This is a genomic window from Streptomyces sp. NRRL F-5650 (assembly GCF_000721365.1).
In the GTDB taxonomy this organism is placed as follows: Bacteria; Actinomycetota; Actinomycetes; order Streptomycetales; family Streptomycetaceae; genus Streptomyces; species Streptomyces ardesiacus.
On record NZ_JOGV01000006.1, the window covers coordinates 155,864 to 168,690 of the forward strand.

At 73.7% G+C, this 12,827-nt stretch carries 11 protein-coding genes; 4 read left to right on the plus strand and 7 right to left on the minus strand.

Annotation, left to right across the window (positions count from 1 at the left end; translation table 11 throughout):
* Positions 1-2: 2 nt before the first annotated feature.
* From IG88_RS0108765 to IG88_RS0108780, 4 genes are all read right to left on the minus strand, one after another.
* The gene (locus IG88_RS0108765; RefSeq protein ID WP_031037037.1) at positions 3-1,601 is read right to left on the minus strand and encodes an acyl-CoA carboxylase subunit beta; all 1,599 of its coding nucleotides are present in this window, start codon (positions 1,599-1,601) and stop codon (positions 3-5) included.
* Complete coding sequence (locus IG88_RS0108770; RefSeq protein ID WP_031037039.1) at positions 1,598-3,268, minus strand: acyclic terpene utilization AtuA family protein; 1,671 nt, start codon at positions 3,266-3,268, stop codon at positions 1,598-1,600. The genes IG88_RS0108765 and IG88_RS0108770 overlap by 4 nt, the downstream gene beginning before the upstream one ends.
* Entirely contained in the window at positions 3,265-4,059 is a 795-nt protein-coding gene (locus IG88_RS0108775; protein ID WP_031037043.1) for a TIGR03084 family metal-binding protein, read from the minus strand. The genes IG88_RS0108770 and IG88_RS0108775 overlap by 4 nt, the downstream gene beginning before the upstream one ends.
* A 136-nt stretch (positions 4,060-4,195) precedes the next feature.
* On the minus strand, positions 4,196-6,007 hold the full coding sequence (locus IG88_RS0108780) for a serine/threonine-protein kinase (RefSeq protein WP_031037051.1): 1,812 nt from the start codon (positions 6,005-6,007) through the stop codon (positions 4,196-4,198).
* Between the two features lie 188 nt (positions 6,008-6,195).
* Between IG88_RS0108780 and IG88_RS0108785 the strand changes: the two genes are divergently transcribed.
* Positions 6,196-6,606: an SRPBCC family protein gene (locus IG88_RS0108785; protein ID WP_031037054.1), complete on the plus strand. Its 411-nt coding sequence runs from the start codon at positions 6,196-6,198 to the stop codon at positions 6,604-6,606.
* Between the two features lie 24 nt (positions 6,607-6,630).
* Here IG88_RS0108785 and IG88_RS0108790 read toward each other — a convergent pair whose 3' ends face one another.
* Positions 6,631-7,320 (minus strand): TetR family transcriptional regulator C-terminal domain-containing protein, encoded by a 690-nt coding sequence (locus IG88_RS0108790; protein ID WP_031037057.1) that lies wholly within the window; start codon positions 7,318-7,320, stop codon positions 6,631-6,633.
* A 92-nt stretch (positions 7,321-7,412) separates the two neighbouring features.
* Between IG88_RS0108790 and IG88_RS0108795 the strand changes: the two genes are divergently transcribed.
* The 3 genes from IG88_RS0108795 to IG88_RS0108805 are packed head-to-tail and all read left to right on the plus strand — an operon-like array spanning position 7,413 to position 11,390.
* Positions 7,413-8,906 carry an APC family permease gene (locus IG88_RS0108795; protein WP_037835564.1) on the plus strand — a complete coding sequence of 498 codons (1,494 nt, stop codon included), beginning with the start codon at positions 7,413-7,415 and terminating at the stop codon, positions 8,904-8,906.
* Positions 8,906-10,006 carry an alcohol dehydrogenase catalytic domain-containing protein gene (locus tag IG88_RS0108800; protein WP_031037061.1) on the plus strand — a complete coding sequence of 367 codons (1,101 nt, stop codon included), beginning with the start codon at positions 8,906-8,908 and terminating at the stop codon, positions 10,004-10,006. The genes IG88_RS0108795 and IG88_RS0108800 overlap by 1 nt, the downstream gene beginning before the upstream one ends.
* A 49-nt stretch (positions 10,007-10,055) precedes the next feature.
* The gene (locus IG88_RS0108805; RefSeq protein WP_031037065.1) at positions 10,056-11,390 is read left to right on the plus strand and encodes an NAD-dependent succinate-semialdehyde dehydrogenase; all 1,335 of its coding nucleotides are present in this window, start codon (positions 10,056-10,058) and stop codon (positions 11,388-11,390) included.
* Here IG88_RS0108805 and IG88_RS0108810 read toward each other — a convergent pair.
* Together IG88_RS0108810 and IG88_RS0108815 are read right to left on the minus strand one after the other, a co-directional pair.
* A complete protein-coding gene (locus IG88_RS0108810; RefSeq protein WP_031037068.1) occupies positions 11,383-12,288 on the minus strand; it encodes a nitroreductase/quinone reductase family protein in 906 nt (301 codons plus the stop codon). The genes IG88_RS0108805 and IG88_RS0108810 overlap by 8 nt on opposite strands.
* 275 nt (positions 12,289-12,563) lie before the next feature.
* Entirely contained in the window at positions 12,564-12,797 is a 234-nt protein-coding gene (locus IG88_RS0108815) for a hypothetical protein (RefSeq protein ID WP_031037071.1), read from the minus strand.
* Positions 12,798-12,827 lie beyond the last annotated feature (30 nt).

Below are 12,827 nucleotides of genomic sequence, written 5' to 3' on the forward strand. Positions count from 1 at the left end.
CCTCACATCCGGAAGACGCCGAAGCCGCCGCGCGCGCCCTCGTAGGGGGCGGTGTGGATCGCGGAGAGGCACAGGCCGAGGACGGTGCGGGTGTCGCGCGGGTCGATGACGCCGTCGTCGTAGAGCCGCCCGGAAAGGAACACGGGCAGCGACTCGGACTCGATCTGCTGCTCCACCATGGCGCGCAGCGCTGCGTCGCCCTCGTCGTCGTACGGCTGCCCCTTCGCGGCGGCCGACTGGCGGGCGACGATGGACAGGACGCCGGCGAGCTGCTGCGGGCCCATGACGGCGGACTTGGCGCTGGGCCAGGCGAAAAGGAAGCGGGGGTCGTAGGCGCGGCCGCACATGCCGTAGTGCCCGGCGCCGTAGGAGGCGCCCATGAGGACGGACAGGTGGGGGACGCGGGAGTTGGCGACCGCGTTGATCATCATGGCGCCGTGCTTGATGATGCCGCCCTGCTCGTACTCCTTGCCGACCATGTATCCGGTGGTGTTGTGGAGGAAGAGCAGCGGGATGTCGCGCTGGTTGGCGAGCTGGATGAACTGGGCGGCCTTCTGCGACTCCTCGCTGAACAGGACCCCTCGGGCGTTGGCGAGGATGCCGACCGGGTAGCCGTGCAGCGCGGCCCAGCCGGTGGTCAGGCTCGTCCCGTACAGGGGCTTGAACTCGTCGAAGTCGGAGGCGTCGACGATCCGGGCGATCACCTCGCGCGGGTCGAAGGGGGTCCTGAGGTCGCCGGGGACGATGCCGAGGAGGTCCTCGGGGTCGTACTTGGGCGGTTCGGCCAGGGGCGGATCGCCGTACGCCTTGCGGTGGTTGAGCCGGGCGACGACGCGACGGGCCCGGCGCAGGGCGTCCGGTTCGTCGACGGCGAAGTGGTCGGCGAGGCCGGAGGTGCGGGCGTGCATCTCGGCGCCGCCCAGCGACTCGTCGTCGCTCTCCTCGCCGGTGGCCATCTTGACCAGGGGCGGCCCGCCGAGGAACACCTTGGCGCGCTCCTTGACCATGATCACGTGGTCGGACATGCCGGGGATGTAGGCGCCCCCCGCGGTCGAGTTGCCGAAGACGACGGCGACGGTGGGGATACCGGCCGCCGAAAGCCGGGTCAGGTCCCGGAAGATCGCGCCGCCGGGGATGAAGATCTCCTTCTGGGAGGGCAGGTCGGCGCCGCCGGACTCGACGAGGCTGATGCAGGGCAGCCGGTTGGCGAGGGCGATGTCGTTGGCGCGCAGGGCCTTCTTCAGCGACCAGGGATTGCTGGCGCCGCCGCGCACGGTGGGGTCGTTGGCGGTGATCAGGCACTCGACGCCCTCGACGACGCCGATGCCGGTGACGAGGGAGGCCCCGACCGCGTACTCGCTCCCCCAGGCGGCGAGCGGGGACAGCTCCAGGAAGGGCGTGTCCGGGTCGAGGAGCAGTTCGATGCGCTCGCGGGCGAGGAGCTTGCCGCGTTTCCGGTGCCGGGCGACGTACTTCTCGCCGCCGCCCGCGAGGACCTTGGCGTGTTCGGCGTCGAGGTCGGCGAGCTTGGCGAGCATGGCCTCGCGGTGGGCGCGGTGGTCGGGGGCGGCCGGGTCGACGGCGGTGGGCAGGACCGTCACAGCAGTACCTCCGGGATGTCCAGGTGGCGGGCGCGCAGCCACTCGCCGAGCGCCTTGGCCTGCGGGTCGAAACGGGCCTGCGCGGCGACGCCCTCGCCGAGGAGGGACTCGACGACGAAGTTGAGGGCGCGCAGGTTCGGCAGCACGTGCCGGGTGACGGGCAGGTCGCGGGCCTCCGGGATCAGCTCGCGGAACCGGTCGGCGGTCAGTTCGTGCGCGAGCCACCGCCAGGCGTCGTCGGTCCGCGCCCATACGCCGACGTTGGCGTCGCCGCCCTTGTCGCCGCTGCGGGCCCCGGCGACGAGGCCGAGCGGGGCACGGCGGACGGGGCCGGCCGGCAGGGGTGCGGGCAGGGGCGGTTCCGGTACGGGTGCGAGTACGGCGGCGTCCGGGGCGGGCGCGACCGTCGTCCGCCGCCCGTCGGGGAGGACGGCGACGTGCTCGACGGCCTCCCGGGGGACGTGGCGGGCTTCGAAGACCCCGTAGGGCGCGCCCTTCCCGGGAGGCGCGAGCACGTGGAAGCCCGGGTAGCCGGCGAGGGCGAGTTCGATCGCGGCGCCGCTCAGCGCCCGCCCCACGGCCTCCTGGCCGGCGTCGCGGACGACGAGCCGCAGCAGGGCGCTGGCCGTCTCCTCGGTCGGGGCGTCGGGCCGGTCGGTGCGGACCAGGTCCCAGCGGACGTCGGCGACCTTGCCCAGCACGGGCTCCATCTGCTCCCGCACCAGCGCGGCCTTGGCCTCGACGTCGAGGCCGGTGAGCACGAAGGCGACCTCGTTGCGGAAGCCGCCGAGGCGGTTGAGGCCGACCTTGAGGGTGGGCGGCGGAGCCTCGCCGCGCACACCCTCGACGCGGACGCGGTCGGGCCCGTCGGGGGTGAGCCGTACGGTGTCGAGCCGGGCGGTGACGTCGGGACCGGCGTACCGGGCGCCGCCCGTCTCGTACAGCAACTGGGCGGTGACGGTGCCGGTGTCGACGAAACCGCCGGTGCCGTCGTGCTTGGTGATCACCGAGGTGCCGTCGGCGTGCAGTTCGGCGAGCGGGAAGCCGGGGTGCCGTACGTCGCCGTCCCGGAAGAACGCGTAGTTGCCGCCGGTGACCTGCGCCCCGCACTCCAGCAGGTGTCCGGCGACGACCGCGCCCGCCAGCCGGTCGTACTCCGTGGGCCCCCAGCCGAAGTGCGCGGCGGCGGGCCCGGTGACCAGCGCGGCGTCGGTGACGCGGCCCGTGACGACGACGTCGGCCCCGGCCCGCAGGCAGGCGGCGATGCCGAAGCCGCCGAGGTAGGCGTGTGCGGCCAGGGCGCCCGGGTGGGCGGCGGTGAGGTCGTCGCCCTCGACGTGCGCGACGCGGACGGGGACGCCGAGCCGGTCCGCCAGCGCCCGTACGGCGTCGGCGAGTCCGGCGGGGTTGAGCCCCCCGGCGTTGGCGACGATCCTGACGCCGCGCTCGTGGGCGAGGCCGAGGCACTCCTCCAGTTGCCGCAGGAAGGTGCGGGCGTATCCGGCGCCGGGGTCCTTCAACCGGTCGCGGCCCAGGATGAGCATGGTCAGCTCGGCGAGGTAGTCGCCGGTGAGCACGTCAAGGGGGCCGCCGGTGAGCATCTCGCGCAGGGCGGAGAAGCGGTCGCCGTAGAAGCCGGAGGCGTTGCCGACGCGGAGCACGCTCACCGGGACTCCCCCCGCGGCGGGCGTCCGGCTCCGGGCGGCCCGGCGAACGCCTGGGCGATGTCCAGCCACCGGTCGGCGTCCGGGCCCTCGGCGGTGAGGGCGAGGTCGGCGCGGTGGGCGCGCTGGGTGGCCAGCAGGCAGAAGTCGAGCGCGGGGCCCGTGACGCGCTGCGGGGCGTCCTCGGGGCCGTACGTCCACAGGTCGCCGCCGGGGCCGGTGAGTTCGACGCGGAACGGCTCGGCGGGCGGGGTGAGTCCGCGGGCGGCGTGGGCGAAGTCCCGGGTGCGGACGCCGAGGCGGGCGACGTGGCGCAGGCGGTCGGTGGGCGGGCGGGACACACCGAGCGCCGCCGCGACGTCCAGGCCGTGCGCCCAGGTCTCCATCAGGCGGGCGGTGGCCATGGACGCGGTGGCCATGGGCGGGCCGTACCAGGGGAAGCGCGCACCGGGGGCGGCGGCGCGCAGGGCCTCGTCGAGGGCGGTACGGCCCTTGCGCCAGGCGGTCAGCAGCTCGGCGGGGGGCTGCTCGGCGCCCTCCTCGGCGGCGTCGTCGACGTACCGGTCGGGTGCGGCGAGGGCCTGTTCGACCAGCGTCCCGAACCCGTCCTCGTCGGTGACGGCGGCCAGGGCGGCGCGATCGGTCCAGTGCAGGTGCGCGATCTGGTGGGCGATCGTCCAGCCGGGCGCCGGGGTGGCCAGCCGCCATTCCTCGGGGCCCAACTCGGCCACCAGCGCGTCGAGTTCCTCGCTCTCCTCGCGCAGATCGTCGATCACGGGCGTCGGGTCGGACACGGGGCGCTCCCCTCGGGCACGGCGATGTGCGGGGCGGTGTGGGGAGGAGCATGGCAGGGGCGGGGATAACAATCAAGCGTGCTCGCATGATTTTTGGGGCGGTGGATGGGCGGGCGGGCGGCTCCGCGGGGGTGACTCAGTCCTTGTTCGCGGGCCAGACGGTCGTGTCCATGGTGACGAAGGCGGATTCCGGCATGGCGGTCGACTTCACCTGGACGACGAGCAGCGCGATGTCCCCGTTGTTCCGCCTGACGCAGATCTCCTGGCCGGCGGATGCGGCGGCCAGGGGAAGACGATGGGACGGCTCCCGGCCGGAGGTCATCCGGCGGCACTCCTCATAGGTGGCGCCCGGGTCGCCGAACAGCATCATGAAGACACTGGAGTCGCTCTCCAGGGCACAGCTCGTGTTCGCGCAGTCGAAGCGGATGTCCCCCTTGCGGTCCTCGCGCATCGTGCCTTCGGTGAGACTGATCGAGTTGTCGCCGTTCACCAGCAGGCCGCCGTAGGCGTGGGCCCGCGGCGGCGCCGTCCCGGCCGCGGAGCCGTCGGAGCCGTCGGAGCCGTCGGAGCCTCCGGCGGACGAGCCGGCCCCCGCACCGGTCCCCGACGCCGCGTCCCGGTCCCCCGCCGCCCCCTCCCCCGCCGGACGGGCCGCACCGGACGCGGACCCGGGCGCCGGGGCGGACTCCGAGGAAGAGGCGGAGGCGGACGCCGACGCGTCACGGGCCCGGTCTTGGCCCCGCCCCGCCGCGTCGAGGAGCGCCGAGCCCGCCAGGACCACCAGGCCGCACGCGACGACGACGGCGGCCGAGACCAGGGCGGCGCGCCGTCTGCGGCGCTTGCGCTCTTCCGGCCCGTCCGGCCGCTGCGGCACGAGCGGCCACCCGCCCGGTCCGGCCGCACCCGGCCAGGGCAGGGGAGCGGTCCCCTGCGAGGCGGCCCCCTGCGGTGCGGTCCACGGCGCCGTGTGCGTCGCGGTCCGCCCCGGAGCCGCGCCCGGAGCCGCACCCGGGGCCGCGACGGTCACCGGTCCGGTGGCCGCGACCGGCGGCGGAACCGTCACCGGCGGCCCGGCGATCTCCCGCCACACGGCCTGGCCCGCCGCCTCCCCGGCGTCGTCCCGGCCCAGCTCCCGGCGGCACCACTCGACGATCTCCGCCGGGGTGGCCCGTTCCCCGGGCTCGGTGGCCAGACACCGGCCGAGCACGTCACGCAGGCGCTCGGGCAGCCCGGACAGGTCCGGCTCGGAGTGGACGATCCGGTAGAGCACGGTGGCGGCGGGGCCGTCGCCGTACAGCGGCCTGCCCAGCGCCGCGTAGGCGGCGGTCTGCCCGAGGGAGAACACGTCGGTGGCCGCCGTGACGGCATCCCCGGTGGCCTGCTCGGGGGCCATGTACTGGGGCGTGCCGATGGTGGTGCCCGTGGCGGTGTGCGCGGTGCCGTCGGCGGCGAGCGAGATGCCGAAGTCGATGACCCGCGGCCCGTCGGCGGCCAGCAGGACGTTGGCGGGCTTGAGGTCCCGGTGCACGATCCCCGCGCCGTGGATGGCCTGCAGCGCCTCGGCGACGCCCGCCATCAGCCACAGCACCGCGGGCACCGGCAGCGGTCCGCCGCGGGCGACGGCGGCCGACAGGGCGGGGCCGGGCACGTACAGCGTGGCCAGCCAGGGCGGGGTGGCGTCCGGGTCGGCGTCGATCAGCTCGGCGGTGTAGGCGCCCTTGACCTTCCGGGCCGCCTTGATCTCCCGGCCGAAACGCCGCCGGAAGGTCTCGTCGTCGGCCAGTTCCGAGCGTACGACCTTGATGGCGACGGGCCGGCCGCCCCGGGTGTGCGACAGGTAGACCCGGCCCATGCCACCCGCCCCGAGCCGGGCCGCGAGCCGGTAGCCGGCCACGGTGCTCGGGTCGTCGTCCTGCAAGGGCTGGAAGACCTCGGCCGTGTGATTCACCGGTTCCCTCCCCGTGATCCCGATGAGCTGACCCGCCAGGCAGCCTATGCGGTGCGGCTGCCGCCCGGACCGGGCGGGGTGCCCGGGACGCCGGTCGGTCCCCGGCGTCCTCCGGCCGGGGCCCGTCCGACGGAGCCGTGTCCGATTCGTTCAAGAGAACGGCGACGGCGACCGCTACCGTCGGCCCCATGAACGGCTCCCGCAGTGAATCACGCCACCTGAGCATCCGCGTCGACCGCCCCGTCGGCGAGGTCTACGCCTACGCCTCGGACCCGGCGAACCTGCCCGCGTGGGCCCACGGCCTCGGCGGATCGATCGAGAAGGCCGGGGACGATTGGATCGCGGACTCCTCACCCCTCGGCCGGGTCAAGGTCGCCTTCGTCCCCCGCAACGACCTGGGCGTCCTCGACCACGACGTCACGCTCCCCTCCGGCGAGACCGTCCACAACCCGGTCCGCGTCATCGCCGACGGCACGGCGAGCGAGGTGGTCTTCACCCTCCGCCGGCAACCGGGCACGACCGACGCCGACTTCGAACGCGACGCGAGCACGGTGAGGGCCGACCTGGCCCGGCTCAAGGAGGTGCTGGACTCGGCGTAGGGCGCCGCGGGCGGCTCCCGGCCGTCACCCGGCGCCGGCCTCCAGCGCCCCCGCCGGCAGCCCCAGTTCCGCCTCCGCGACGGTGCGGGCCACTCCGGTCAGCGGACCGGCCCGGTGCTCCTCGCTGGTGTTGATGTACGCACTGGTGCCGTCGATGGCGACGAGAATGCGCACGGCCGCCGCCCAGGGGTCGCCGCAGCGGAAGTCCGCCGTGTCCACCCCCGCCGCGACGACCCGCTCGATGCGCCGGCACCACAGCAGTTCCTGCTCCACCACGTGCTCACGGAGCACCGGGCGGTACCGGGAGAGGTGCCGCGCGTTCAGCCACAGCCGGCTCACGTCGTCGAAGTCGTCGCTGGAGATGAGGCCGAAGAAGCGCCGCAGGGCGTCCAGCGGATCACGCGCGGCGCCCTCGCGCGGGTCCTCCGCGCCCCCCTCCTCGCCACTCGCCCCGGGCCCCGCGGGCCACTCGGGAAGCAACCCGTCGAGTTCCGTCATCGTGGCGCTCGTGAAGGCCTCGGCCACGAGTTTGTCGGCCGCCGGGAAGTAGTGGCCGACCAGGCCCGACTGGACGCCCAGTTCCTCGGCGACCCGGCGCAGGGTGATGCACTCCAGCCCCTCAGTGAGCCCGATCCGCGCCGCGGTGGTGACGATCTCGTGGCGGCGCTCGGCAGGCGTCTTGCGCACACGTTTTCCCGGACCCCTTGACGTCATGGGGGGAATGTTATTGAGTGTGCGACCAATTAAGCAATTGGTCAGGCGACCAATAGCGCCGCTCCGGCACGCACCATGGTCAGGGGACGCACGTGAACGACACTCGCACCGATGCCGGTGACCTCGCCGACTACGGCTACCAGCAAGAACTGAAGCGCACCCTGTCCGCCTGGGCGGTGTTCGCGATCGGCTTCGCGACCATCTCACCGGTCGTCGGGATCTACGCCGTCGTCCAGCTCGGCTTCGTCTTCGCCGGCCCCGCCTGGATCTGGGCGGTCGTCGTGGCCTTCCTCGGCCAGCTCCTGGTGGCCACCGTCTACGCCGAACTGTCCTCCCAGTTCCCGATGACGGGCGGCGTCTACCAGTGGGTGCGCCGGCTGGGCGGCCCCCGGCTGGGCTGGCTGGTCGGCTGGCTCTACCTGGCCTCCGCCGTCGCCTCCCTGACCACCGTGGCCTACCTGGGGGCGAGCTGGCTGCACATGCTCGTCGCCGACGGCACCCCCTCACCGGTGACCCATGTCCTGCTCGGCGTGGTCTTCGTCGCCGTGGCGCTCGGCATCAACCTGCTGGGCGTCAACCCGGTGAAGCACTTCCTCAACGCGGGCATCATCGCCGAGGGCGTCGCCTCCATCGCGGTCAGCCTGATCCTCCTCCTGTTCGTCCGCAACAACGGCTTCGGCATCCTCTTCGAGACCCTCGGGGCGGGCCGGGCCTCCGGCGGGTCGGTCCTGGCGGGCTTCCTGACCTGCCTCGCCGTGGCGGGCTGGGCCTTCCTGGGCTTCGACGCGACCACGCAGGTCGCGGAGGAGACCGAGCAGCCGCGCCGCAGCGTGCCGCGGGCCCTGCTGCGCGCCTACCTGTTCGTCGCCTTCACCGTGCTGCTCACCGGCATCGCGGTGACGCTGGCGCTCGGCAGGCCGCGCGACGCCGTGGCGGGTGCGATCGCGGACCCCGTCTTCACCGCCGTGACGGACGGGCTGGGCGCCTGGAGCGAGAAGCCGTTCATCGTCGTCGTCCTGATCGCGTTCCTCGCGTGCGCCATCTCCATCCAGACGTACATCGGCCGCGCCGTCTTCGCCTTCGCCCGCGACCGGCAACTGCCCTTCTCCACGACCCTGGCCACCATCGGCCCCCGCCAGATCCCGTACGTCTCCCTCATCGCGACCGCCGTGCTGGCCGTCCTGGGGCTCCTGCTGGGGCTGAACGGCAACGCCGCCGCGACCCTTATCTCGTTCGGCTCGGGCGGCTTCTACTTCATCTTCCTCACCGTCGCCCTCGTGGCGCTCGCCGCCCGCCTGAGCGGCCGGTGGAACCCGGCGGCCGGGCAGGTGCGCCTGGGCAGGCTCGGCCTGGCCGTCAACGTGCTCGCCGTTCTCTGGCTGCTCTTCGAGGCGGTCAACATCGCCTGGCCGCGCGCCGAACTGGCCCCGGCCGACGGCAGTTGGATCCAGACGTGGGCCGTGGTCCTCGTCTTCTCCGTACTCCTCGTCGTCGGCGCCGCCTACGTCGCCCTGGCCAGACCCCACACCCGGCTCCCGCACCACACCGGCCCCCGGCCGAACCCCGAAGAGGTGAACGCGTCCTGATGTCGTCGCAACTCTCCCCCGCCGTCGTCTTCGAACCCGGCTCGGGACTGCACACCCGTGAGGTGGCGCTGCGCCCCGCCGGCCCGGGCGAGGTCGAGATCGACGTCCGCGCGGCCGGGGTGTGCCACTCGGACCTCCACATCGTGACCGGCGACTGGCCCACCGACCGTCCCCTCGTCCTCGGCCACGAAGCGGCCGGCGTCGTCACGGGCACGGGGCCCGGGGTCACCGCCCTGCGCCCCGGCGACCACGTCGTCCTGTCCTGGTTCGCCCCGTGCCGGCGCTGCCGCAGGTGCGTGGCCGGGCAGGCGTGGCTGTGCACCGGCACCAAGGCCGTCGCCAACACCCTGCCCGACGGAGGCACCCCCTTCTCCGACGCCCGGGGCGAGGCCGTCTGGCCCTACCTCGGGCTGGGCGCCTTCACCAGCCGGCTCGTCGTCCCCGAGACGGCGGCGGTCAAGGTGCCGGCGGAGCTGCCGTTCGGCATCGGCGCGCTGCTGGGCTGCTCGATCACCACCGGAGTCGGTGCGGTCATGAACACCGCCGGGGTCCGCCCGGGCGAGTCCGCGGTCGTCGTCGGCACGGGCGGCGTGGGCCTGAGCGTCGTCATGGGCCTGCGTCTGGTGGGCGCCGACCCCGTCGTCGCCGTCGACCTCTCCCCCGAACGCCTCGCCGTGGCCCGGCGCTTCGGCGCCACCCACACCCTGGACGGCGCGGAGACGGACGTGGCCGCCTGGTGCCAGGAGCATCTCGGCGGCGTCGACTACGCCTTCGAGGCGATCGGCAGCCCGCGGGTCGTCGAGACCCTCCCCGCCATGCTCACCTCGGGCGGAGCCGCCGTCCTGGTCGGCATGGCCGCCACCGGCGCGAACGGCTCCTTCGACCTGTTCGACCTCGCCGACCAGGGCAAACGCATACTCGGCTGCAACTACGGCTCCAGCGTCGGGGAGATCGACATCCCGAAGCTCGCCCGTCTCCACCTGGCCGGCCGGCTCCCGCTGGACGAACTCATCGGCAGGGTCCGCCCCCTCTCGGAGGCGGCCGAGGCCTTCGCCGACCTCAGGGCCAACACCGGCGTCCGCACCATTCTGGAGCCCTGACCAGGGCGTCCGCCCCTGCCACCCGCCCCCCCCCACCCCCGGAGACCCGATGTACGCCGTGACCGACCCCGCCACCGGCGAAGTCACCGAGACCCACCCCACCGCCTCCGACGCCGACGTCGCCGCGGCCGTGTCCGCCGCCCACGAGGCCGCCGCCTGGGGCCGCACGAGCACGGTGACCGAACGCGCCGCGCTGCTGCGCCGCCTGGGCGACCTGCACACCGAGCACCGCGACCTGCTGGCCGCGAACATCGTCCGCGAGATGGGCAAACCCCTGGCGGAGGCCGAGGGCGAGGTCGACTTCTGCGCCGACATCTACCACTACTACGCCGACCACGCCCCGGAGTTCCTCGCCGACGAGCCGCTCCCCGTCACCTCGGGCCCCGGCAGCGCCGTCGTCCGGCGCTCCCCTCTCGGCGTCCTGCTCGGCATCATGCCGTGGAACTTCCCGGCCTACCAGGTCGCCCGCTTCGCCGCCCCCAACCTGGCCCTGGGCAACACCCTCGTGCTCAAGCACGCACCCCAGTGCCCCGCCACCGCGGCGCTGCTGGAGCGGCTCTTCACCGAGGCGGGCTTCCCGGCCGGCGCCTACGTCAACGTGTACGCCACCAACAAGCAGGTCGCGACGGTCATCGCCGATCCGCGCGTGCGGGGCGTCTCGCTCACCGGCTCGGAGCGGGCCGGTGCCGCCGTCGCCGAGATCGCCGGACGGCACCTGAAGAAGGTCGTCCTGGAACTCGGCGGCTCGGACCCCTTCCTGCTGCTCTCCACCGACGACCTGGACGCGGTCGTCGAGGCGGCCGTCGCCGCCCGCCTCGACAACACGGGCCAGGCGTGCAACGCGGCCAAGCGGTTCATCGTCGTCGAGGAGCTGTACGAGGCGTTCACCGAGCGGTTCACCGCCCGCCTCCTCGCGAGTGCGACGGGGGCACCGCTGTCGTCCGTCGCCGCCGCCGAGCAACTGGCCCGCCAGGTCGACGAGGCCGTCGCCCAGGGTGCCACCCTGCACAGCGAGGGCGAACGGCACGGGGCGTACTTCCCGGCCGGGGTCCTCACCGGCCTGACCACCGAGCACACCGCCGCCCGCCAGGAACTGTTCGGCCCGGTGGCGACGGTCTTCCCGGCGGCCGACGAGGACGACGCCGTACGCATCGCCAACGACACCCCCTACGGCCTCGGCTCCTACGTCTTCACCACCGACCCCGCCCAGGCGGCCCGCGTCGCCGACCGCATCGAGGCGGGCATGGTCTTCGTCAACGGCGTCGGCGCGGAGGGCGCGGAACTCCCCTTCGGCGGCATCAAGCGCTCCGGCTTCGGCCGTGAACTGGGCCGCGCGGGCATCGAGGAGTTCGTCAACAAGAAGCTCATCCGCACGATCAGGTGACCCGCGGCGCGGCCGGCGGCCACGGCACGTCGGCCAGCAGGGGCAGCAGAACCTCCTCCTCGTAGTCGAGATGTGCGTTCAACTCGGTGGACATGGCGGCCAGTTCCTGCCGGAAACGTTCCGGCTCGGTGACGGTGACCCGCACCAGCAGGGCGGCCAGCTCCCCCTGGATGCGGGCGACGGTGCGGTGTTCGCCGGCGAGCCGGTCGAAGACGCCGCCCAGGTGGGGATAATGACGGGCGATGCCGGGGAGCAGATGCCCGTCCTCGCTCGCGTGATGGAACTCCAGCGCCTGGCAGAACGCCAGGCACCGCTGCCGGATCTGCAGCCCGAGCCCGGGCGCCGCGCCGGCCGCCGCCTCCGGGGACGCGAAGTACGCCTCGGTCCCGGCCCGCACCTGCTTCAACTGCCCCCGCAGCCAGGTGTGCACCTCCAGCAGCTTGTCGGCGAGCGTCCGCACCTCGCGGGGCCGCCCCTCCCCCTCCTCGGGCTCGGCCCGCTCCAGCACCACGACCGGCAGCGGCCGGCTGGTGCGGGCCTGATAGTCCCCGTAGCCGGGCGCCACCCGCACGGCGTACGCGAACAGTTGCTCGCGCCGCTCCCCTTCGGCGGGCACCGCGAGCGCCTCGAAGTCGGCGGTGCCCACCTCCACGCGGACGACGGGACGGGCGAGCAGGTTGTGGTACCAGCCGGGATGCCGCGGACCACCGAGGTTGGACCCGACGACGAGCAGGGCCCCCTCGTGACGGACGTAACCGAGCGGCACGGTCCGCGAGATGCCCGACCGGGCACCGGTGGTGGTCAGCAGAAGCAGGTCACCGCCTGCGAAGGGGCCACCGACCTTGCCTTCGTTGGCGCGGAACTCGTCGATGACGGACTGATGGAACGACGTGGGCATGAAGTTCTGTGTCTCCAGGACGGCAGGCCGCGGCGACGGCACGTGCCGCGGCCTGCGGAGGAATGAGGGACGAGCACGAGAGGGACGCGCGGAAGCGCTGCGTCGGGAATCCCGGGATCAGGGCGCGGAGCAGGAACGCATCACATACCCCTTGGAGGAAGGGCGCTCGCCCGATCGCCGGCCGGCCCACTGCTCTTTGACCGGCGCCACGCGGCACCACCCTCATTACACGCACCGACCCGCAGGACTGTCAACGCGCTCGTCCCACGCCCCGGTCAGTGCACCCAGAGCTCGTACCAGTCCTGCCCGTTCTGCTGCCCCGTGTACTTGCACATGTACAGCGGCCCCCACAGGATCGCCCCGGCCTGCCCGGCGCGATCGCACTCGGCAGCGGTCGTGTAGTACCCGGCGATGCGCCACGTACTGGCCTCCGCCGCGGTGGCGCTGGACAGTGGCAGGGCGATGGCCGCGGCAACAGCGGCAGCGGCCAGGGCGATACGTCGCTTCATGTGCCAACTCCGTTTGTCCATGGACATCCC